We start from the raw sequence: 22,367 nt of genomic DNA, 5'->3' as shown, positions 1-22,367 counted from the left end.
TCCCGGCAGCCCGCCCCGCCCACCAGCACCCGCGGGCCCACACAGCATTTCGAAGTGGGACCGCCTGGACACCTGACGTTCATTCAACGCGGCGCGGAATGTGGGTTTCCGCGAGCACGCTGCACCCGTGAGACGCATCCTGGGTATCGCTCTGGCGGTCCTCCTGATCGGCGGCGTGATCGCCGTCATCGCCATCGGGGGCCGCGAAGCAGAGGGCACGGCAACGAAGACCGTGCGTGGCGTCATCGGATCGGAGAAGTCCGACTTCTTCCGCGATCCGGACGTCGTCAAGGCCCTTGCCGACAAGGGCTACACCGTGAAGACGGAGACCTCGGGCTCCTGGGCCATGGACCAACTGGCCCTCAAGGAGTTCGACTTCGCCTTCCCCAGCAGCAGTGAACCCGCTCAGGGGATCGAGAGCGCGGCCGGCGTCAAGGGCGCGCAGACCAGCAAGCCGTTCTTCTCGCCGCTCGTCGTCATCGCCCGCGCCAACGTGGCGAAGGTGTTGGCCGACAACGGGCTCGCGAGGATGACCGGGAAGAACTCCGGCACCCTCCTGATGGGCCCCTACCTGAAGGCCGCGGGAGAGGACCGGACCTGGCAGCAGCTGCCGGGCTCCGCCGCCCACGCCGAGCTGACCGGCACGGTGTTCATCAAAACCACCGACCCGGCCACCTCGAACTCGGGGGCGCTCTTCATCGCCGCCGCCTCCAACGTGGCCAACGGCAACACCGTCGTCGCCGACGACGCGGGCATCGCGCGGACCGCCCCGCTGATGCGCAAGCTGATCTCCGTGCAGGGGGCCCTGGAGCAGAGCACCGACGACCCGTTCCGGGCGTTCATCAGCGGCAGCGGGGAGCCGCTGATCCTGGCGTACGAGGCCCAGGTCGCCTCGCTCATGCTGCAGAAGCAGGCGGTGGGCACCGCCGCCGACATGGTCGTCCTCTACCCGGACACCACCGTCAACTCCCCGCACACCTTCGTACCGATCAGCGAGGCGGCCAAGGAGCTCGGGACGCTCCTGGTCGACGATCCGAAGCTGCGCGAGCTGGCGGTGCGCCACGGGTTCCGCCCGCAGGAGGGCGTCGCCGAGTTCACCGCCGCGACCGCGCCGCACTCCGGCTGGCTCAACCCGGGGCTGACCGGCATCCGCCAGGTCGGCGCACCGACCGTCAAGGTCCTGATGGCGCTGGCCGCCCGCGCCAAGGGACAGGGGGACACACCGTGACACCGACACCACCGATCGGCGGCGACGACGCCCCGCTCGTCCTCTCCGCACCCGAGCCCGTCGCCCCGGTCCGCCGGGAGCAGGCGACCGGCCTCGTCCCGTTGCAGGACGGGGTCCGCGAGGAAATGGCCCGCCGGGCCGCGGAGTACGTCGACTCGCTCGCCGCGATCGACGCCCGCTCCCCCGAGTTCGCGGGGCGGATCGGGGAGATCGCCGGGCTCGGTTCCGCCGACGTCCGCAGCGCCGCCCAGCAGTCGAACCGGATGCTGGAGCGGGCCGTGCGCTCGCTCGGCCGGGACGGCGAGGGCGACGCCCAGGCCCGGGTCGCCTCCTCCCTCGTCGAGCTGCGGCGCACCGTCGAGGACCTCGACCCGAGGGACGCGCCCGTCAAGGGGGCCCGCCGGCTGCTCGCCAAGTTGCCGGGCGGCAACAAGTTGCGCGACCACGTGGCCCGGTACGCCTCCTCGCAGACCTCCCTCAACCGGATCGTCGGCGCGCTGCGCGGCGGTCAGGACGAGCTGCGCCGCGACAACGCGGCCCTGCACACGGAGCGGGCCCGGCTCTGGGAGACGATGGGCAGGCTCCAGGAGCACGCCGTCCTCACCGAGGCGCTGGACGCGGCCGTCGAGCGGCGGATCGCGGAGGCCGGGCCCACCGATCCGCGGGCGGCGGACGTGCTGCGGGCGGACGTGCTGTTCCCGGTGCGGCAGAAGCACCAGGACCTGCTGACCCAGCTCGCCGTGTGCGCGCAGGGCTACCTGGCGATGGACGTGGTGCGGCGCAACAACGACGAGCTGATCAAGGGCGTCGACCGGGCCGCGACGACGACGGTCTCGGCGCTGCGGATCGCGGTGATGCTGGCGTCCGCGCTGGACAATCAGCGTCGGGTGACGGAGCAGGTCGACGCGCTGCGCGGGACGACCGAGGACCTGATCCGCGGCAACGCGGACATGCTGGCGACGCAGAGCGGGGAGATCCAGCGGATCGCCGCGGATCCCGCGGTCGGCGCGGAGACGCTGCGGACGGCTTTCGCGCAGATCTACCGGACCCTGGACGCGATCGACTCCTTCAAGGTGCAGGCGACGGAGAACATGGCGGCGACGGTGGAGTCCCTGACCGGGGAGTTGCGGTCGGCGTCGGCGTACCTGGCCCGCACCCGTACGACGAGCGCGCTGGAAGGCGGGGACCGATGAACGGCCGTACGGGACGACCGCGTGCCGCGCACCTGCGTGCGGCGCTCCTGCGCAGGCGGATGGCGGCGGCGGTCGCGCTCGCCGCGACGCTGCTGGGGGCCTCGGCGTGCACCTCGGACGGTTCCTCCGGCGGCCCCGGCGGTTCCGGGGAGTCGAAGCCGACGGCGTACAAGGAGGGCCGGCTGCGGGTGCTGGCCTCCAGTGAGCTCACGGACATGGAGCCGGTCCTGAAGGCGGCGAAGGCCGCGACCGGGGTGTCGGTGGACTTCACCTGGTCGGGGACCCTGGACGCGGTCGAGCAGGTCGCGTCGGGGAAGGCCGACGGGCGCTACGACGCGATCTGGCTGTCCTCCAACGACTACCTGCGGCTGCGGCCGGAGGCGTCGGCGAAGCTCGCCAACGAGACCCCGGTGATGTCCTCTCCGGTGGCGATCGGGGTGAAGCCGCAGGCCCTGGCCCGGCTGGGGTGGAAGCCGCAGGAGGTGACCTGGTCGGCCGTCGAGGAGGCGGTGGCCGCCGGGAAGTTGACGTACGGGATGACGGACCCGGTGCGCTCCAACTCGGGCTTCTCCGCGCTGGTCTCGGTGGCCTCGGGGCTGTCGGGGGCGCAGGCGGCGCTGACGGAGGAGGACGTGCGCACGGCGCGGCCGAGGCTGAAGGGGTTCTTCAACGGGCAGAAGCTGACGTCGGGTTCCTCGGGTTGGCTGGTGACGGCGTACGCCAAGCGCGACGACGTGGACGCGCTGGTGAACTACGAGTCGGTGCTGCTGTCGATGAACGACCGGGCCAAGCAGCCGCTGACGGTGATCCGGCCGAAGGACGGGGTGGTCACGGCGCACTATCCGCTGACCCTGCTGACCTCGGCGCCGGCGGGGGCGCGGGAGTCCGGGCGGGCGCTGACGGAATACCTGCGGGGCGCCGAGGCGCAGAAGGCGATCACGTCGGGGACGTTGCGGCGGCCGGTGGCGGCGGGGGTGGCTCCGGCGGCGGGTCTGGACCCGGCGGTGCGGCGGGAGCTGCCGTTCCCCGGTTCGCGGGCGGTCGCGGACGGGCTGCTGGCCTCGTACGAGAACGAGCTGCGGCGGCCGTCGCGGACGGTGTACGTGCTCGACACCTCGGGGTCGATGGCGGAGGAGGACCGGATCGGGCGGCTGAAGGCGGCGCTCACCGACTTGACGGGGACGGGGAGTTCGGGTCCGGGTCACAGATTCCGGGACCGCGAGGAGGTGACGCTGCTGCCCTTCGGTGACAAGGTGAAGAAGGTGTTGACGCACGTCGTCGAGCCCGCGGGTCCGGGGGTGTCCCTGGACGCGATCCGCGGTGACGTGGCGTCCCTCCGGCCGGAGGGGGGCACGGCCGTGTACGGCAGTCTGAAGGCCGCGTACCAGCACCTGGGGCAGGGGAACGCCGACGCGTTCACCTCGATCGTCCTGATGACGGACGGGCAGAGCGGTGACAAGGTGCAGGATTTCGACTCCTTCTACGCCGGTCTTCCGGAAGGCCGCAAGCACACGCCGGTCTTCGCGGTGTTGTTCGGTGACTCGGACCGCAAGGAACTGACCCACATCACGGAGCTGACCGGCGGGCGGCTGTTCGACGCGACCGACGGCAACGGCTCGCTCGACGGAGCCTTCGAGGAGATCCGTGGCTACCAGTAGGGCGCTCGGCTACCTGGAGTCGAGGAAGAACCTGGCCGGCTCGGCCTGCGGGGTGCTCGGGGTGGCGCTCGCCCTGGTCGGGGTGGCCGGCCCGTACTGGCCGGTGGTGGTCGCCGGGCTGTACGGGGCGGGCGCGCTGATCGCCCCGCCGGAGCGCGTGCCGCTGCCGACCGTCCCGGACCCGGCGGAGCAACTGGGCGTCCTGCGCTCGGACTTCGGTCGGCTGCGGGAGTACCTGGCGGAGGTGGAGCTGCCGGCCGCGGCCGGCGTGAGGCTGAGCGAGCTGACGGAGCTGTACGGGGCGCTGCTCGCGCCGGGCTGGGTCACCGAGGTGCTGGCCGTTGATCCGGAGGCGGTGCACGCGCTGTCGCGGGCGATCCGTACGGACGTCCCGGAGTGCGTGGACACCTACAACCGGACCCGGTGGTGGACGCGGCTGGCGGCGGGCGGCGAGCCGCCGGAGCGGCACCTGGAGCGGCAGCTGTCGGTGCTGTTCGACGAGGCGGAACGCCTGACGGCGGACCTCCGCGAAGCAGAGGCCCGCCGTCAGCAGACGCACACGACCTATCTGGAAGAGCGCGGACGCTCCTGACAGACCAGGCAGGTCGGTGTGCAGCGGTGGGAACCGCTTGGTCGGGGGCTCCCACGTTCGTGGCCCCGGCAGTGGCGGGGCGGGGCGATCAGCCCAGGCGCTCGACGAGCGCGTGGTACTGGTCCCACAGTTCCTTGGGGGTGTGGTCGCCGTAGGTGTTCAGGTGCTCGGGGACCAGTGCGGCCTCGTCGCGCCAGATGTCCTTGTCGACCGTGAGGAGGAACTCCAGGTCGGCGGCGGGCAGGTCGAGGCCGTCGGTGTCGAGGGAGGCCACGGTCGGCAGGACGCCGATCGGGGTCTCGACGCCCTCGGCGGTGCCGTCGAGGCGGCCGACGATCCACTTCAGGACGCGGCTGTTCTCGCCGAAGCCGGGCCACACGAACTTGCCCGCGTCGTTCTTGCGGAACCAGTTCACGTAGTAGATCTTCGGGAGCTTGGACTGGTCCTTGTCCTTGGCGACGTCGACCCAGTGGCCCATGTAGTCGCCCATGTTGTAGCCGCAGAACGGCAGCATGGCGAAGGGGTCGCGGCGCAGTTCGCCGACCTTGCCCTCGGCGGCGGCGGTCTTCTCGGAGGCGATGTTCGAGCCGATGAAGACGCCGTGGTTCCAGTCGAAGGACTCGGTGACCAGCGGGACGGCGGAGGCGCGACGGCCGCCGAAGAGGATCGCCGAGATGGGGACGCCCTTGGGGTCCTCCCACTCGGGGGCGATCGTCGGGCACTGCGAGGCGGGAACGGCGAAGCGGGCGTTGGGGTGGGCCGCCGGGGTGTCGGACTCCGGGGTCCAGCGGTTGCCCTTCCAGTCGATGAGCTCGGCCGGGGCCTCCTCGGTCATGCCCTCCCACCAGACGTCGGAGCCGTCCGGGGTGAGCGCGACGTTGGTGAAGACGGTGTTGGCGTACATCGTCTTCATGGCGTTGGCGTTGGTGTGCTCGCCGGTGCCGGGGGCGACGCCGAAGAAGCCGGCCTCGGGGTTGATCGCGTAGAGCCGGCCGTCCTCGCCGAAGCGCATCCAGGCGATGTCGTCACCGACGGTCTCGACGGTCCAGCCGGGGATCGTGGGCTCCAGCATGGCGAGGTTCGTCTTGCCGCAGGCGGAGGGGAAGGCGGCGGCCAGGTACTTGGCGGCCTCGGCCCCGCCCTCGCCGGCCGGCGGGGTGAGCTTGAGGATCAGCATGTGCTCGGCGAGCCAGCCCTCGTCGCGGGCCATGACGGACGCGATGCGCAGGGCGTAGCACTTCTTGCCGAGCAGGGCGTTGCCGCCGTAGCCGGAACCGTAGGACCAGATCTCGCGGGTCTCGGGGAAGTGCGAGATGTACTTGGTGGTGTTGCAGGGCCACGGCACGTCCGCCTCGCCCTCGGCGAGCGGAGCGCCGAGGGTGTGGACGGCCTTGACGAAGAAGCCGTCGGTGCCGAGCTCGTCGAGGACGGCCTTGCCCATGCGGGTCATGGTGCGCATGGCGACGGCGACGTAGGCGGAGTCGGTGATCTCGACGCCGATCGCGGAGAGCTCGGAGCCGAGGGGGCCCATGCAGAAGGGGACGACGTACATCGTGCGGCCCTTCATGGAGCCGCGGAAGATGCCCTGCTCGCCGTCCGCTGCGGTCGCGCCTTCCGCGCCGATGAAGAGTTCCTTCATCTCGGCGGGGGCCTTCCAGTGGTTGGTCGGGCCCGCGTCCTCCTCCTTCTCGGAGCAGATGAAGGTCCGGTCCTCGACGCGCGCGACGTCGGAGGGGTCGGAGGCGGCGTAGTACGAGTTCGGGCGCTTGGCCTCGTCGAGCTTCTTGAACGTGCCCTGGGCGACGAGCTCCTCGCACAGGCGCTCGTACTCGGCCTCGGAGCCGTCGCACCAGACGACGCGGTCCGGCTGGGTGAGGGCTGCGATCTCCTCCACCCAGGAGATCAGTGCCTCGTGATTCGTCGGGACGGAAGTGGGAGCCGCGTTGTCGCGCGCCACGATTGCTCCTTGTTGAGGGGTTTGTTTGGTGTTTGCCCCGTGGGGGCTGCGACCCGGACGCTTCGCGCTCCGCTCATCCGGTGCCGACCGCACTCATCTGATCATCCGGTGGATGTGCGCATATGTCCAGGGGGCCTCTCACGTGAGCATGGCCACTCCCGTCAATCTTCCGTAAAGACGGACGTCCGAAGATCGCGGGAAGACGGCTACCGGGAACCTACGGACCCGTAGGTAGCATGTCGGCCATGACTTCTGACGCCGCCGCCGCGGCCGCCGAGCCCTCCCCGGCCGTCGAGGCCTCCCCGGTAGTCGAGGCCGTGGAGGCGGTCGAGTCCGCACTGGAGGCCAAGCCGCTGCTGCGCGGTTGGTTGCACCTGGGCATGTTCCCCGCCGTGATCGTCGCGGGCCTGGTGCTGATGGCCTTCACCGATACGACCGAGGCCCGGGTGGCCTGCGGGGTGTACATCCTCACGGCCTGCCTGCTGTTCGGCGTCAGCGCCGTCTACCACCGCGGTACGTGGGGCCCGCGCGGCGAGGCCATCCTGCGGCGGCTCGACCACGCCAACATCTTCCTGATCATCGCGGGCACCTACACCCCGCTGACCGTCCTGCTGCTGCCGCCGTCCACGGGACGGACCCTGCTGTGGGCGGTGTGGATCGCGGCCGCGGCCGGCATCGCCTTCCGCGTCTTCTGGGTCGGCGCCCCGCGCTGGCTCTACACGCCCTGCTACATCGCGATGGGCTGGGCCGCGGTCTTCTTCCTGCCGGACTTCATGCGGACCGGCGGCATCGCCGTCCTCGTCCTGGTGATCGTCGGCGGACTGCTCTACAGCGTGGGCGGCGTCATCTACGGCATGAAGCGCCCCAACCCCTCCCCCCGTTTCTTCGGGTTCCACGAGGTCTTCCACTCCCTGACCCTGGCCGCCTTCGTCGCCCACTACGTCGGCATCTCGATGGCGGCGTACCAGCACTGACGCACGGCGCCCACGGGGGCCCGGTCGCGGTGTCGCGGCCGGGCCCCCGTCGCTCCGTACGGGCTCGGAGCGGGGGCCGGACGGGCTCAGCAGGTGCGGCCGTCGCCGTCCTGGTCCAGGCGGAGCGGGTCACTGCCGTTGACCTTCATCCGCTTCGGGTAGCGGTGGGCGGCCAGCCACTCGCAGCGGGCCTTCGTCGTCGCTTTCACCTCCGCCGGGAACCGGGTCGGTACGCAGACGGTGGCCGTCGCGTAGTGCCGGTCGCAGCCGGCCACGCTCGGCGCGACGGGTGCCGAGTCCCGCGGGGCGGGGTTCTTCTTCGGGGCGGCCAGCTCGTTCGCGAAGGTGTGCTCGTGCGCGGCGGGCTGCTCGTCGCGGGCCGCGAGCAGCGGGGCGCCGCCCAGGTGGACCCAGGTCGCGACGGAGGGGACGCCGGCGGCGTCGACCCCGAACAGCATGTACCAGCCGGGCGGCGCCAGGTTGGGGTTGCTGGTGACGTTGAGATCGATGGTGGTGCCGTTGACCACGGTCATGGGGAGGTCCACGAACCGCTGGTTGGGGTCGGAGGAGTGGGTGACCGCGGCCGGGCGGATCAGTTCGGCCTTGGCGATCGGTCGGTCGACGGTGATCCGCTGCGTGTCCCCGTACACCCACTGCGTGTCGATCACCGAAGTGAGCTGCGGGCGCGGCCCCTTGAACAGGTAGGGCGGGGTGTAGATCGAGACCGCGTGGTTGTAGGTGCCGTTGCCGGGGTTGTCGCCGACGGACATGACCCGGCCGTCGGGCAGGAGGAAGGCCCCCGAGTGGTACGTGCGCGGGATCGGGTCGGCGGCCAGGCCGGCCTGATAGGTGTTGCCGACGGGGTCGAAGAAGGAGGCCTCGAAGACCGGGTCGGCGCGGTCGTGGAGGCCGCCGCCGGTCTCCAGCACCTTGCCGTCGGGCAGCAGGACGGCGGAGACGTACATCTTGCCCTCGGCGCCGGTCTGCGGGCGCTTGCCCGTGCCGGTGTCGACCAGGCCCTGCGGGAGGTCGGGGCCGGCCGTGTAGGCGGGGGCGGGTTGCTTCAGGTCGATGATGTCGGTGAGCCGGTTGGCCGCCGGGTTGGTCTCGTTGTTGCCGCCGCCGACGGTGAGGACCCGCTGGTCCTGGGCGGGGGGCAGCAGGACGCTCGCCGACTCGTCGCGCTGGTCCTTGCCGCGCAGGCCCGGTACGTCGGTGATGGTGTTGGCGTCGTAGTCGTAGACGGAGGCGCCGGTGCCCGGGGTGCCGTTGCCGAAGGTGTGGCTGCCGGAGTAGAAGAGCCGGCCGTCCTGCATGAGGATCATCGACGGGTACAGGCCCCAGTACGACCAGGTCTGGTTGACCTGGTTCATCGGCAGCCACTTGTTCTGCGCGGCCGAGAACTTCTCCGCGGTGACGTTGCCCGTGGAGTCCTCCTTCAGGCCGCCGAAGGAGATGACGTCGCCGTTGCCGAGGATGGTGGCGGACGGGTACCAGTGGCCGCCGTTCATGTCGTTGGTCCGGGTGTACTGCTCGGTGGCCGGGTCGAAGACGTAGCTGTCCTTCAGGCCCTGGTAGCCGACCGTGCCGTCGGCGGAGGGGTAGCCCTTGTTGCCGCTCATGACGAGGACGCGGCCGTCCGACAGCTGCACGTGGCCGGAGCAGAACATGTCCACGGGCGTCGGGATGGTCCGGAACGTGCCGGCCACCGGGTCGTACACGGCGGAGGCGAAGGTGCCCGCGTTGAACCGGGCGATGTCGTTGCCCGAGCCGGCGATCAACAGCACCTTGCCGTTGCGCAGGACGACGGCGTGCATCGAACGGACCGGGTTCTGGGCCGGTATCACCTCCCACGCGCCCTTCGCGCACTGCTCGGCCGTGCCCGTGCAGGCGGGCTGCGGCGGCAGGGCACCGACCTCCTCCAGCGTGTAGTCGTCGGTGGTGAGGGAGCCCACGCCGTAGACGGACAGCCCCCAGGCGATCTTGTCGGTGTTCGGCGGGACGGCGGGCGTACGGACCTCCGTGCGCGCCCACGCGGCGCTGACCGGCGGGTTCTGCAGGTCGGTCCAGTACTGCCAGCCCGCGACGGTGTCGTGCCGGAATACGGTCACCGACACGTCCGGGGTGTTCGACTTGTACCAGGCGGACAGGTCGTACTGGCGGCCCGGGACGACGGTCGGGGCGCAGGTGGTGTTCTCCGTGACCAGGGCCTTGCGGTCGCCGTCCACGCGGCGCGTGAGGGACACCTTCATCGCCTTGGTGCCGGTGTGCGCGTCGGCGACGGTGGCGAAGGTGAAGTCGTTGTCGCCCCAGCCCGACTTGGACCAGCAGGAGGGCATGTCGGCGCCGGGCGCGCCCGCGGTCTCGAACCCGGGGTTGCTCAGCAGGTTGGGCGGTCCGGCCGTGGCGGGCTGCGGTGCGGTGAGCAGCAGGCCGGCGGTCATCGCCCCGACGGCCAGCAGGGCGGCCCGGCGCCCCGCCCTCCGTCGGATCTTCCTACGCATGGGGTGGTCCTTTCGTTGCGGCTCAGCTCCTGGTGGGGGGCGCCGCGCGGGAGCCGCGCGGCAGGTACACGAGCGCTTCGGTCGCGACGAAGCGCAGGACGAAGGTGGTGACGAGGGCGAGCGCGGTGGCGGGCAGGACCTCCAGGCCGAGCTTGGCGACGAAGAGCGCGATCAGCGGGATGCGCAGCAGCAGGTCGGCGTTGGCGAGGAGGGCGAACCGGCCCAGTCGGTCCGCCCAGTGGCGGTGACGGCGGTCGCGGAAGAGGAGTTGCTCGATGAGGGCGAAGTTCCACAGGACCCCGGCCTGGTTGGCGATGATCTCGGCCGGGAGGTAGTGCATGCCGGCGTGGGTCAGCAGCCACAGCGCGAGCAGGTTGGGGACGAACCCGGAGAGTCCGATGAGGCCGAAGCCGATCATCCGGGCGAGGGGGGCCGCCGAGCGCAGGGCGGCCAGGTGCGCGAGGAAGCGCAGGCCTTCGCGGGCGGTGGACTTCGACTCCCCCGCGTACCGGTCCTGGAAGACGAAGGGCACCTCGGCGGTGCGCGCGGGGCGGCAGCGGACGGCGAGTTCCAGCAGGATCTTGTAGCCGAGGGGGCGCAGGGCGTCGGCGGTGACGGCGCTGCGGCGCATCGCGAAGAAGCCGCTCATGGGGTCGCTGATGCCGTGCAGGGCGCGCGGGAAGAGGCCCTTGGCCAGCCAGGTCGCGCCGCGCGAGACGGCGACGCGGTAGCCGCCGGCGAGGCCGGCGCGGCTGCCGCCGGGCAGGTAGCGGGAGGCGACGACGAGGTCGGCGCCGGTGCGCTCGCCCTCGCCGACGAGTTCGGGGACCAGGTGCGGGGGGTGCTGGAGGTCGGCGTCCATGACGACGATCCAGTCGGACGCGGCCCGTCCGATCCCGGCGACGACGGCTCCGCCGAGCCCGCCGTCCGGGCTCGCGCGGTGCAGGACGGTGACGGGGAAGGGGCAGTCGGCGGCGGCCTTCTCGATCACGGCGGGGGTGTCGTCGGTGGAGTCGTCGACGAACAGCACCTCGCAGGGCGGGTGGGCGGGGAGGGAGGAGGTGAGCCGGGCCAGCAGTTCGGCGACGTTCGCGGACTCGTTGAAGGTCGGGATGATCAGGGTGACGCCGCCGTCCCCGGACGGCCGCGGAGCAGAAGGTTCCGGATCATCCAGGGCGTGCGGGGGCCACAGGTCCTCGCTCATGGTGCGTCAGCTCCCACTCTCGGCGTCGGTGCGGCGGATCTCGATGCGGTCCTCTCCGGTCCCGAAGACGGCCACCGCGGTCGAGTGCTCCAGTGCAGCCTTCACGGTGGGCAGGTCCGTGGCGTCGCGACGCACGGTCGGCGAGGAGACGACGTAGTCGATGTCGCGCCAGCCGCCCGGCAGGGTCTTGCTGACGGCCGGGTCGAGGTCCGCCTTGTAGAACCAGATCGCGCCCGGTCCGGGTGCGAAGCCGTGGTGGACGGCGTCGAGCCAGAGCGCGTCGTCGACGAGGACGCGGGTGTTCGCCGGGTCGGCGACCTCGCTGCCGAGCCAGGCCGCGGCCTGCCGGTAGGGGGCGTTGGCGTCGACGGTCAGCGCGGTGCGGTTGCCCTCGTACCAGCGCGGGAGCACGTGGAGGGCAGCCGCCGCGGCGAGGACGGCGACCAGCGCCCGGCGGGTGTGCACCAGCGCCGGGCGCTCCCCCGGCGCGCGGCGCCGGCGCAGGACGGCGTGCGTGACGCTCGCCGCCGCGGCGGCGAGGACCAGGGCGAGGAAGGGCAGGGCCTGGATCACGTACATCGCGGGCAAGTAGCCGGAGGGGCGCATCGCGACGGCCGCGAGGATGACGACGGCCAGGGCGGGCCCGGCGAGCGCGCGGGCGGTGACCGACGAGGGGGTGGTGGCCAGCAGGAGGACGGCGCCGGCCAGTCCGCCCAGCGGCAGGACGGTGTCGTAGTAGAGCCAGGACCGGAGGACCCCGTGCGAGCCGGAGCCCGGGTCGAGGATGAATCCGGAGCCGGGACGGCCCATCTGGTAGGTGATGCCGTCGATCAGCGAGACGTGTCCGGCGCCGGGCAGCAACTCGCCGTTGAGGAGGGCGAACAGCGGGTACGACAGGCCGATCAGGACGCAGGCGGTGACGGCTCCGGTGACGGCGAACTTGCGGGTGTCGCGGTGGCTGTGGCGCCACATCGTCACCAACAGCGCCGGGAGCACCACCAGCATCGTCTCCTTGGTCAGGACGGCGGTGGCGGCCGCCAGTCCCGACCCGAAGTGGTGCCACAGGTGGCGGCTGGGGGACGCGGCGAGGCAGAAGGCCAGCAGCATCCACATGACGGCGAGGTTGTCGAGGAAGATCTCCCGCTGGAGCACCACGGAGAGCGGGGACAGCCCGAACAGCCCCATCGCCAGTCCGGCCGCCCAACGCGGCAGCCACAGGCGGCGGGCGAGGACGTAGATCAGTACGGAACTGGCGGCGGAGACCGCGAGCATCGAGAACCGCATCGACGCGACGGTCATCGACTCGGGGACGAACAGGGAGGGCAGGTACGTCAGCCCCGCGACCTGGATCCAGCCCAGCGGCGGGTGGTCGTACCAGTACGTGTAGTGCGCGAGGCCCTCGCCCTGCTGGACGGCCCACGCCTGGGCGAGGTAGGTCCCCTCGTCGTCGCTCAGGGTGGGGAAGTTGGTGATGTTCCAGCCCTGGACGAGGAGGATCGCCAGCAGCAGCGTCCCGCACAGCAGCAGGTCGGGGCGGGAGGAGCGGAAGCGGACGAGCGGGTGGGCCGGGGCGGCGGGCCGGACGCCCAGGCCGCCGCGGCCGCGCTGGGCGGGGACGCGCGGCTCGGCGACGGCGGTGGCGGTCGCGGCGTTCGTGGCGGCGTCGGTGACGGTGGCGGTGGTCGTGCTACCGGTGGTGGCGTCGGTGGTCGTGCTGCCGGTGGTGGCACTCGCGGACTGGGGATCAGTGGCCGTGGGCAGGGTGGCGGTCACCGGTGGCTGTCCTCTCGGATCGCGGTGGAGGCCGTCGCCCCGGTGAGGTGGGCGCCGGTGTGGCTGGTGAGTTCCCACTCGTTGCGGCCGCGCTGCTCGCGCCAGACCGCGCGGATCGCGGCGCCGGCGAGCATCACCTGGTAGAACGGGCCGCCGACGACGAGCTTGAGGTAGTGCACGAACCGCACCCGCAGGCCGTACTGCCGGCCGAAGTCGTGCAGCCCGACGATCTCGAACACGAAGGTCACCATCGCCGTGATCATGGGGAGGAAGGTGATGATGGCGACGCCGACCGGCACGTCGAGGAAGACCGCGACGGCGAAGTTGATCGGGATGATCACCCCGGAGGCCGCCTGCATGAACGGGGTCATCAGCGTGTAGCGGGCCAGCCAGCGCTGTCCGCGCCCGGGCAACTGCTGCCAGTCCTTCTTGCGGTAGACCTGGAGGAAGCCCTGGTTCCAGCGGGTCCGCTGCTTGAGCAGACTCATCAGCGAGCCGGGCGTCTCCTCCCGGGTGACCATGTCGCAGTCGTAGGCGACGACGACCTTCTTGCCGACCGAGGACAGCCGCACTCCCAGGTCGCAGTCCTCGGCGAGGCAGTTCTGGTCCCAGCCGCCGGCCTCGCGCAGCACCTCGGTCCGCACGAAGACGGTGTTGCCGCCGAGCGGGATGAAGCCCTTCTCGGCGTGCAGGTGCAGCCGGGAACGGAACCAGAAGAAGTACTCCAGGCAGTTGCGCAGGCTGTACCAGCTGGAGTGGAAGTTGATGAGCTGGACCCCGCCCTGCACCACGTCCGCGCCGGTGGCGCGGAAGGCGTGGTCGACGTGGGAGAGCAGCTCCGGGTGGACCTGGTCCTCGGCGTCGAAGACCCCGACGATGTCGCCCCGGCAGTGCGGCAACGCGGTGTTGAGGGCCTTCGGCTTGTTCTTCGTCTCGTGGTGGTCGACCACCACGCGCACGCGGCCCGGTGCGCCGGCCTCGGCCCGCTCGGCGACGGCCGCCGTCTCCGGGTCGTCGTGACCGACGATGACGATGATCTCGTAGTCGGCGTGGCTCGATTCGAGCAGCCGGTCGATGGTGTGCTCCAGGACCGCCTGTTCGTGACGGGCCGGCAGCAGGAGCGAGAAGGCCAACCGGCCGCCACCGTCAGGGCTGTCGAACCGGGTCGAGGCCAGCGTCTCGGGCGTGCGCCAGGCGTGCATCTGCCACCACAGGGTGAACGCGGCCATCCAGAACAGCGCCAAGGAAATTCCGCAAATGAACACAGAAGTGTACAAACCGTCCCCCACAGACATGCCGCAACCCCGGGCGGCGATCGTCGAACCCCCCGGAGGCGGTGCGGGCCCCCCGGCCCGCCGCCTCCGCTTCCCCCAGGTGCGCACCCCCCAGTGCGCGGTCTCGGTCACTCCCGAAGCCTCGAGATTAGGCAGCCAAGATGAAGCTGAGGCGCCGCCCGGATAAAAACCACGTTTCCGAGGTGATCGGCGACAACCGGAATTGACGGTACTCCGGGTACTTCAGGGACGAATCGTTCCCAACTGCTCCGCGAGTTCGACCGGTTCGGTCGTAGGCCGCGCGCAGACGAAATGTCGGCACACATACGCCGTCGGACGGTCGTGCACGAGTGTGCGCTCGGCCAGAAGGGGGAACTCCCCGCCACTGCCGTCCGCCTGGAGCGGCAGGCCGGTCGCCACCACCGCCCCGGGAGCCGTCCCCAGCAACGCCGTCCGGTGCAGCGCGGCCCGCGCGGCGTCCTGCGGATGTCCGACGACGGCCACCTCGCGCGGCCCGTCCACGAGCGCCTCCGCGACCGCCAGACCGTGCCCGATGAAGCGCGGGGCGCGCGGCCCGAGGGCGTGCACCACCCCGAGCGCCCGCTCGGCCGCCGTACGGTGGGGCTCCGAGCCGGTGTGCGCGGCGTACGAGAGCAGCGCCCCCGCGGCGGCTGTCCAACCGGACGGCGCCGCCGTGTCGGTGGGGTCCTGCGGCCGCCGGATGAGCGGCTCGGCGTCGTGCGCGGTGTCGTAGAGCGAGCCGTCCTCGGCGGTGAACCCGGCCAGGACCAGGTCGACGAGGAACCCGGCGAATTCCAGCCAGACCCCCTCGCCGGTCACGGCCGCCAGCGTCAGGAAGCCCTCGGCGACGTCGCCGTAGTCCTCCAGCACCCCGGCGTTCGAGCCGACCTCACCGTCGCGGCTGGTGCGCGCGAGCCGGGCCTTGCCGTCCATGTGGACCCGTACGAGCAGGTCGGCGGCCTCGGTGGCCCGTTCGATCAGGTCCGGGCGCTCGAAGTACGCCCCGCACTCGGCGAGGGCCGCGACGGCCAGACCGTTCCAGGCGGCCACGATCTTGTCGTCCCGTCCCGGTGCGGGCCGCACCGAGCGGGCGGCGAGCAGCCGCTCCTTGATGCCGGTCAGCCGCTCGGCGTCCACGTCGGGGCCGCCCTGCGGGAATTGCAGGACCGAGGCGCCGTGCTCGAAGGTGCCCTCCTCGGTCACCCCGAAGACGGCCGCCGCCAGCGCCCCGTCCTCCTCGCCGAGCACCTCGGCCAGTTGGGCGGGCGTCCAGGAGTAGTACGCCCCCTCGACGTGCTCGCCGGTCACCGGGTCCGCGCTGTCGGCGTCGAGGGCGGAGGCGAAACCGCCCTGGTCGGTGCGCAGTTCGCGGACCATGAAGTCCGCGGTCGCCAACGCGACGCGGCGGGCCAGGTCGGATCCGGTGCTGCGCCACAGGTGCGCGTAGGCGCGGCACAGCAGGGCGTTGTCGTAGAGCATCTTCTCGAAGTGGGGGACCAGCTCCGCGCCCGGCCGCGGGCGCAGCACGTAGCGGTGGAAGCCGCCTCCCACCTGGTCGAAGAGGCTGCAGCGCGCCATGGCCTCGCAGGCGCCCTCGGCCATCTCGCGGGCGCCGTCCGATCCCGTGCGGGCGTGGTGGCGCAGCAGGAACTCGACGACCATGCCGGCCGGGAACTTCGTGTCGCCGCCGCCGAACCAGCCGCTCGCCGGGTCGTAGTCCCGGGTGAGCTGGAGCAGGGCGCCGGCCTGGGACTCGGCGGTCGGCAGCCCCGATCCGGCGCCCGAGCCGAGTTCGCGGTCGGCCAGGTCGCGGGTGATCTTCCGGGCGACCTCGGCGACCTCGCCGCGCCGTCCGGTCCAGGCGGCCCGCACCCCTTCGAGGACCTGCGTGAAGGAGGCCATGCCGTGGCGGGGCTCGGGCGGGAAGTAGGTGCCGAAGTAGAAGGGTTCGCCGTCGGCGGTCATGAAGACGGACATCGGCCAGCCGCCCTGCCCGGTGGCCGCCTGCACGGCTTCCATGTAGACGGAGTCGACGTCCGGGCGTTCCTCCCGGTCGACCTTGATGTTCACGAAGTGCTCGTTCATGTAAGCGGCCGTCAGCTCGTCCTCGAAGGACTCGTGCGCCATCACATGACACCAGTGGCAGGAGCTGTATCCGACGCTGAGCAGCACGGGGACGTCGCGGCGCCGGGCCTCCTCGAACGCCTCGGGCGACCACGGCCACCAGTCGACCGGGTTGTCGGCGTGCTGAAGGAGGTACGGGGAGGTCTCATGGGCCAGTCGATTCGCCATGGTGTCCATCCTGCCCTGCCGTCCCGGGGTCCCGCGGGACCTCTGCCCCCGGCGGACCGGGGGCCGCTCCCGCGGGGCGGCGCTACGCCCGGCCGAGGCGGGTGGCGAAGGGCCGCAGCGGCCACCCGGTGCGGCGCAGGCCCGACCGGACGCAGCAGGCGGCCGCGACGAGCGCGAGCAGGGCGGCGCCGGACGCGGACGGCATCGCGTTCATCACGAGGACGCCGAGCAGGACGACGACGAGTCCGTCGAACTGCCAGACGAAGACGCGCAGGGCGGAGAGGTCACCCAGCGGCGTGATGACGGGAAGCAGCAGCTCGATCGGCAGGTTCATCTTCATCTCGCGCAGGAACCGGGCGCCCAGCACGAGCACCACCGACCCCGTCGTGAGCAGCAGCGCGTGGAGCGGCCCGTCCTGGAGCGGCCACCGGGTCAGGACGGTGACGGCGCTCGCGAGCCCCACCGGGGCCACCACGGCGACGACCGGCCAGGCCAGGGTGCGGGCGAGCACCCCGCCCCACCACTCGCCGAGCAACGGGGCCAGGGTCAGCTCGTCGCGCAGCCCGCGCCAGCTCTCGCCGACCCATCCGGACCCCAGGTACACGCCGACCGCGCCCGTCGTCCAGGACAGTGTCGCCAGCCTGGCGTCCGGCTCGGCGACGCCGAGGGCCAGCAGGACGCCGCCGGTCGGCAGGAACACCGCCGCCGCGAGCGCGCGGCCCCGGGTGCGGACCGCGCGGACCGCCCCCTGGGCGAGGTGGCCGCGCAGCCGGCCGTCCGGGCGCGTCAGGGCGGACGTGAGCCCGCTCGGCTGTGGGCGGTACAGATCGAGCGCGTGGTGGAGCGTGCCGGTCCAGGCGAAGGTCTGGGCCTCGGCGGCGCGCGCCGATTCACGGGCGAGCCGGGCGAGATCGACCGTACGGACGGCCCGGAACGCGGACCGACCGAGCAGGAGGGCCGCGACCACGAGCGCACCGGTGACGAGCCACGGCCCGCCCCCGCCCATGAGGCCCGACCGGCCGAGCAGGGCCGCGCCGGCCGCCGCGACGGCCACGGCGGCGGCGAACAGGACGTTCTCGCGCACCGTACGGACCTGGCCCCACAGCCAGGCCACGGGGGCGGCGGCGCCGATGCCGACCGCGACGGCCAGGGCCTGCGGCAGCAGTGGGCTTCCCGGGTCGTCGAGCAGATCGGTCGCGAGGAACGTCGCCGTGCAGACGACCAGGAACGTGCCGAGTCCCGCGTACGCGAGCCGGCGGCGGGCGATCGTGCCGAGGTAGTGCGTCGGGGACAGGTCCGTCGACATGAACACGTGCAGCAGGAACGGCTTGAGCACCAGCGGTCCCCAGAACCGGCCGGTGAGCTGGGCGCCCCAGACCACCGCCGCCGCGACCGGACAGGCCACGGACGTCACCGCCTCGGCGGACGGCAGGGGGAGGAGCGCCTGCGTGGTGCGCACCAGGTAGACGACGGGTGCCACGTAGACGGCGCTGAGGATGACGCCGAGGTAGATGGTGTACGCCCAGTCCTGCACCGTGGCGCGGTCGCCGCGGTGGGCGTAGCGGTGTCGTACGGCGTGGACGCGGTCCCTGGGGTCGGCCTCGACCGCGGTGACGCTGTCCGTGGTCATCCCAGCTCCATGACGCCGTCGCAGGCCGCCACCACGGCGGCTTCATGGGTGGCGACCAGGAACGACGTCCCCTGCTCCGCCCGCTCGGCGAGCAGGGCGGCGACGAGGTCGACACGATCGGTGTCGAGATGGCGCTCGGGTTCGTCGAGCAGGATGACGTCGGCCGGCCGCACCAGGGTCAGCGCGAGGTTGAAGAGTTGGAGCTGGCCGGAGGAGAGCTGGGAGGGGAAGCGGGTGCCCAGCGCGGTGAGCCCGAGCCGCCCGATGATCTCGTCGGCGCGTTCGGCGGTCTCCGTGGTGTTGCCGAACCAGGAGGCGGCGACCAGGGTCACCTGTTCGCGGAGCGTCATGTCACGGGCGACGGGGATCGGTTCGACGAGCGAGGCCACCAGACGCCGGTGCCGGGGCCTGGCCATGTCGACGGTCTCGCCGCACACGAGGACGGCGCCGTCCGTCAGCCTCCGGCTCCCCAGGAAGGCCCGCAGGAGCGTCGTCTTCCCGGAGCCGTTGCTCCCGGTGAGGCACCAGAGCGCGCCGGGCATCACCTCGAACGTCGTCGGGGCGAGGAGGGTGGTCCCGTCCAGGACGACCGTGGCGCCCTCCGCGGCGATCGCCGGCACTGCGCTCACTGCCGCTCCAGTACGACCAGCATCTCCCGCGAGCGCGCGGTGTAGGGCTCTCCCGCGTACGACCCGTTGACGCCCGTCACCTCCAGACCCGCGATCCGCGCCATCAGGCGGATCTCCGCCAGCGTAGCCCAGGTGGCCTGCTCGTGGAACGCGGTGAGGGTCGACGCTCCCTGGACCAGGAAGATGCTCAGGATCTGCTGGGCGGCGCGGTCCGCGGTCTGCGTCACCGTCAACATCCGGTCCCGGCCCAGCGGGTAGGTGACCGAGTGCGCGTCGCCGCCCGCGCGCTGGAACTCGGCGGGGTCGGTGCAGTCCAGGAAGGCCGCGCCGCCCGGCTTCAGGTGCCGGGCGATGCCCCGCAGGAGCTCGATCTTGTCCTCCTGCTCCTGGGCGAGGAAGAAGGTGTTCCGAGACATCGTGACGACGTCGAACGTGGAGTCGAACCGGAGTTCGCGGAAATCGCCCTCGACGGCCTCGACGTCGCGGTCGAGGCGCTTCTTCTCCAGCACGTCCAGAGACGGCCGCGAGGCGTCGACCGCCACGACCCGCGCACCGGCCTCGGCGAGCGCGAACGAGGACACGCCCGTGCCGCACCCCAGGTCCAGGACGCTCTTCCCGTCCAGGGGCCGGTGGGACGACACCCAGGCCACCAGCCCGGTCCCCGGGGAGAGCATCGACGACACCAGGTCGTACGCCTCGATCGCCGTCTCGTCGTACACGCTCGGTTCACTCACCGGAACGTCCTTCCTTCCGCATCCTGTTGGCCACGGCGAGGGCACCCGGCAGGTTGAACCCCACCTCGGCCGTCTGCCGGTTGCTTGCGCGCACACCACTGACCCGCGGAGCGAACTCGACGTTCGGGCGGAGCTTGAGGGTCCGCACGTTGTTCTCGACGATCTCGTTGGACCCCGGGAACGTGTCCGCGATCACGAGGGGCGCGTCGGTCAGCTGGAGCATCATGAGGGCGGGCGAGTCCGCGCGCCCCTGCGCCAAGCGCATGACGGTGTCCATCGTGGCGGGGAAGACGAGGAAGCACTCGGAGGCGCCGCTCTTCCCCGAGTTGACCTCGGGCGGCACGTCCGGGTCGTCCCACGAGTCGACCCACACGGCACCGTTGGCCAGGTGGCGGAGCGCCCGGACCGCCACGAACCGCGACGCGGCGGGCGTCACCGACACGTTCACGACCAGCTCCGGCTGCAACTCGCGCAACCAGTGGATCCACCACGGCACGAGCGCCGCGCTGATGGAGCCCGTGACATGGACGTGCAGCTCCGCCCCCTCGAACTTCTCCACGTTCACGCGACGGCTCCCGTCGGGCGGCGGGCGCTCCCCAGGGGGATCCACTCGGAGGTGAGGATCGGCTTCATCCGCTGGTCCGCGGGCGCGCTGGGGAACACGTTCATCAGCAGGAACTGCAGCGCCCGGGCGTCGTCGGCCACCGCGGCCCGGCTCGCCGCGAGCACCAGTTCGTACGGCAGGCTCTGGGTGACCCACGAGAAGTCGGCCTGGTTCGCGCTCATGATGGAGAGCTGCTGCATGGCGTCGAAGAGGGCCTTGGGGCCGCGGCTCCGCGGGTTGTACAGCACCTGCGTCCACCCGTGCGGTACGACGGGGGTCACGTCGCGCCACGGCGTCGAACCCTCGTCGGTGGTCTCCCGCACCAGCAGGTGCACGTTCTGCACACCCGGGTTCGGTGCGAAGAACCGCCAGCCGGGAATGGGCCAGCCGCCCGTGAACGTGCGCATGTCCTGGTTGTACGAGTCGGGGGTGTTCTGCAGCACGGTCGCCACCAGGTGCGCCGCGAGCGCCCCGACGGCGACGGTGGTCGCCCCGCCCTTGATCCGGTCAGTAAGCATCCATGAACCTTCTGATAGCGCCCTCGACCTGTTCGGCGTGCTCCCGGTACCCGATGATCGACCGGTGCGCCGAGCCGCGTACCACCTCGAACTTCGCCCCGAGCTTCTCGGCCAGCACCGCCTGCTGCTCGGCGTACTCGTCCGAGGCGACGACCAGGACCGATTCGACCGCGCCGAGACGCTCCACGGCGCCCTCGGTCCTCATGCCGCGGTACTCGCGGACCGAGTTGACGATGTTCCTCGGCGAGAACACGAACTGCACGTGGCTGTACTGGACGTCGGGCGTGTAGCCCGCCTGCCGCTCCACCGCGTTGGGGGCCCACTCGTGGATTCCGGTGAGCGCCGCCACGAGCGTGTAGACCTGCGCCTGGAGGAACCGGCCGAGCCGCCTGCGGTCCGTGCGGTCCTCGTCCAGCAGCACCGGGTCGGTGCCGTCGACGACGATCAGCTTGTCGACGCGGCCGGCGAGGGGCCCGTCGCCCAGGTAGGAGGCGGCGCTCAGCGATCCGATCGAATGGGTGGCCACCACGATCCCGCCCTCGACGCCGACCTCGTCGAGCACGGCGGCGAGGAGGTCGCCGTTCTCCGCGCGGGCCGTCGTGAGGCCGTATCCGGAGCGGTGGTAGCGGATGACCGTGTGGTGCTCGGCCAGGCTCCGCGCGACCCACTCCCACGATTCGAAGGACTGCCCGAGGCCGCACTCCAGGACGATCACCGCGCGGGAGGGGGTCCCCTCCGCGGGGCGGTCCACCCGGTACTCGACGTCGCCGTCGGCGTGGGCGAGCCGTGCGGCGCCCTTGGGGCCGAGCCGGCGCTGCTCGGCGACCTGGCGCTTCTCGCGTGCGATCAGCGCGCTCGTGAGGACGGCGCCGCCGGCGACGGCGAACACGGCCTTCTCGAACGTCCGGGGAGCGCCTCGGGTGTCCAGGACGTAGCCGACGGCTCCGTGGGAGCCGAAGAACCCCCAGACGAAGCGCGGCAGTTCCATGGCGGTCGCCACACCGATGTGGAAGGCCTTGACGGCCATGAGCGCGTGGGAGGCCTGCTTGCGCGGCAACAGGTAGATGAGCGGGAAGGACGTCTCCCACACCACCGTTCCGATGGTCAGGGCCCGGCAGAGTCGCGGGTACTCGCGCAGGATCGCCGCGGCGGGCCCCCGGCCGTACGCCTCCGTCTGAAGGACTTCGAGCAGGGCGTCGCCCTGGACCCAACTGCTGCCGAAGGCCTTGGAGATTCCCGAGACCGCATAGCTCAGCCCGGCCTGGAAGTTGACCGCGCGCAGGAAGAGGTCGTCGGAGAGCCGTTGGTCGGGGATCAGCCCGGTGAGGGCGCGGTACTGGGTGATGACCGCCGTCATCTGGTCCGCGCCGTCGCGCCCGTAGGGGGTGCGGATCTCGCTCAGCCGGTTGCACGTCCCGATGACCGCCGCGGCGGCGATCTGGGCCTTCCGGTTTCCGCGGGCGAGCGCCAGGCCCGCCGATGCGGCAAGGGTCACTCCCGCGAGCACGCGGGGAGTCCGCGGATGGTCGATTACGCGGCCTATTCGGTGCCGCAATGTGCCTTCCGGATACTGCCGGGCCGA

The 22,367-nt window shown here is 71.8% G+C and carries 17 protein-coding genes; 5 read left to right on the top strand and 12 right to left on the bottom strand.

Annotated features, from left to right (window positions below):
• Nucleotides 1-127 precede the first annotated feature (127 nt).
• From ACFY0I_RS01495 to ACFY0I_RS01480, 4 genes are read left to right on the top strand one after another with little or no spacing between them, the layout of a single operon-like run.
• Nucleotides 128-1,228 carry a hypothetical protein gene (locus ACFY0I_RS01495; RefSeq protein WP_388888561.1) on the top strand — a complete coding sequence of 367 codons (1,101 nt, stop codon included), beginning with the start codon at nucleotides 128-130 and terminating at the stop codon, nucleotides 1,226-1,228.
• Entirely contained in the window at nucleotides 1,225-2,421 is a 1,197-nt protein-coding gene (locus ACFY0I_RS01490; RefSeq protein WP_388888558.1) for a toxic anion resistance protein, read from the top strand. Before ACFY0I_RS01495 ends, ACFY0I_RS01490 begins: the two co-directional genes overlap by 4 nt.
• Nucleotides 2,418-4,079 carry a substrate-binding domain-containing protein gene (locus tag ACFY0I_RS01485; RefSeq protein ID WP_388888556.1) on the top strand — a complete coding sequence of 554 codons (1,662 nt, stop codon included), beginning with the start codon at nucleotides 2,418-2,420 and terminating at the stop codon, nucleotides 4,077-4,079. Before ACFY0I_RS01490 ends, ACFY0I_RS01485 begins: the two co-directional genes overlap by 4 nt.
• Nucleotides 4,066-4,671 carry a hypothetical protein gene (locus ACFY0I_RS01480; RefSeq protein WP_388888553.1) on the top strand — a complete coding sequence of 202 codons (606 nt, stop codon included), beginning with the start codon at nucleotides 4,066-4,068 and terminating at the stop codon, nucleotides 4,669-4,671. The genes ACFY0I_RS01485 and ACFY0I_RS01480 overlap by 14 nt, the downstream gene beginning before the upstream one ends.
• An 88-nt stretch (nucleotides 4,672-4,759) precedes the next feature.
• Here the strand turns inward: ACFY0I_RS01480 and ACFY0I_RS01475 are convergent, their stop codons facing one another.
• A complete protein-coding gene (locus ACFY0I_RS01475) occupies nucleotides 4,760-6,628 on the bottom strand; it encodes a phosphoenolpyruvate carboxykinase (GTP) (protein ID WP_388888551.1) in 1,869 nt (622 codons plus the stop codon).
• Nucleotides 6,629-6,864: 236 nt separating this feature from the next.
• Here ACFY0I_RS01475 and ACFY0I_RS01470 point away from each other — a divergent pair, with 236 nt between their 5' ends.
• On the top strand, nucleotides 6,865-7,602 hold the full coding sequence (locus tag ACFY0I_RS01470) for a hemolysin III family protein (protein ID WP_388888548.1): 738 nt from the start codon (nucleotides 6,865-6,867) through the stop codon (nucleotides 7,600-7,602).
• An 86-nt stretch (nucleotides 7,603-7,688) separates the two neighbouring features.
• Here ACFY0I_RS01470 and ACFY0I_RS01465 read toward each other — a convergent pair whose 3' ends face one another.
• From ACFY0I_RS01465 to ACFY0I_RS01415, 11 genes are all read right to left on the bottom strand, one after another.
• Entirely contained in the window at nucleotides 7,689-10,106 is a 2,418-nt protein-coding gene (locus ACFY0I_RS01465; RefSeq protein WP_388888546.1) for a galactose oxidase-like domain-containing protein, read from the bottom strand.
• Between the two features lie 22 nt (nucleotides 10,107-10,128).
• Nucleotides 10,129-11,310 (bottom strand): glycosyltransferase, encoded by a 1,182-nt coding sequence (locus ACFY0I_RS01460; RefSeq protein WP_388888543.1) that lies wholly within the window; start codon nucleotides 11,308-11,310, stop codon nucleotides 10,129-10,131.
• Nucleotides 11,311-11,316: 6 nt separating this feature from the next.
• Entirely contained in the window at nucleotides 11,317-12,900 is a 1,584-nt protein-coding gene (locus ACFY0I_RS01455; RefSeq protein WP_388889298.1) for an ArnT family glycosyltransferase, read from the bottom strand.
• 179 nt (nucleotides 12,901-13,079) lie between these two features.
• Nucleotides 13,080-14,360, bottom strand: a complete 1,281-nt coding sequence (locus ACFY0I_RS01450) for a glycosyltransferase (protein ID WP_388888541.1) — start codon at nucleotides 14,358-14,360, stop codon at nucleotides 13,080-13,082.
• A gap of 240 nt (nucleotides 14,361-14,600) precedes the next feature.
• Complete coding sequence (locus ACFY0I_RS01445) at nucleotides 14,601-16,670, bottom strand: thioredoxin domain-containing protein (protein WP_388888538.1); 2,070 nt, start codon at nucleotides 16,668-16,670, stop codon at nucleotides 14,601-14,603.
• Between the two features lie 82 nt (nucleotides 16,671-16,752).
• Nucleotides 16,753-18,300, bottom strand: coding sequence for a hypothetical protein (locus ACFY0I_RS01440; RefSeq protein ID WP_388888535.1), 1,548 nt, complete (start codon nucleotides 18,298-18,300; stop codon nucleotides 16,753-16,755).
• Nucleotides 18,297-18,929, bottom strand: a complete 633-nt coding sequence (locus tag ACFY0I_RS01435) for an ATP-binding cassette domain-containing protein (RefSeq protein WP_388888533.1) — start codon at nucleotides 18,927-18,929, stop codon at nucleotides 18,297-18,299. Before ACFY0I_RS01435 ends, ACFY0I_RS01440 begins: the two co-directional genes overlap by 4 nt.
• Complete coding sequence (locus ACFY0I_RS01430; protein ID WP_388888530.1) at nucleotides 18,926-19,663, bottom strand: class I SAM-dependent methyltransferase; 738 nt, start codon at nucleotides 19,661-19,663, stop codon at nucleotides 18,926-18,928. The genes ACFY0I_RS01435 and ACFY0I_RS01430 overlap by 4 nt, the downstream gene beginning before the upstream one ends.
• Nucleotides 19,656-20,228 (bottom strand): CypD family RiPP peptide-cysteine decarboxylase, encoded by a 573-nt coding sequence (locus ACFY0I_RS01425; protein ID WP_388888528.1) that lies wholly within the window; start codon nucleotides 20,226-20,228, stop codon nucleotides 19,656-19,658. Before ACFY0I_RS01425 ends, ACFY0I_RS01430 begins: the two co-directional genes overlap by 8 nt.
• Nucleotides 20,225-20,785: a hypothetical protein gene (locus tag ACFY0I_RS01420; protein WP_388888525.1), complete on the bottom strand. Its 561-nt coding sequence runs from the start codon at nucleotides 20,783-20,785 to the stop codon at nucleotides 20,225-20,227. The genes ACFY0I_RS01425 and ACFY0I_RS01420 overlap by 4 nt, the downstream gene beginning before the upstream one ends.
• The gene (locus ACFY0I_RS01415; protein WP_388888522.1) at nucleotides 20,775-22,280 is read right to left on the bottom strand and encodes an alpha/beta fold hydrolase; all 1,506 of its coding nucleotides are present in this window, start codon (nucleotides 22,278-22,280) and stop codon (nucleotides 20,775-20,777) included. The genes ACFY0I_RS01420 and ACFY0I_RS01415 overlap by 11 nt, the downstream gene beginning before the upstream one ends.
• Nucleotides 22,281-22,367 lie beyond the last annotated feature (87 nt).

Source organism: Streptomyces sp. NPDC001568 (genome assembly GCF_042893755.1).
Classification (GTDB): Bacteria; Actinomycetota; Actinomycetes; order Streptomycetales; family Streptomycetaceae; genus Streptomyces.
The sequence above is the reverse complement of the archived record's forward strand: the minus strand, read 5'-3'. Positions and strand labels throughout refer to the sequence as shown.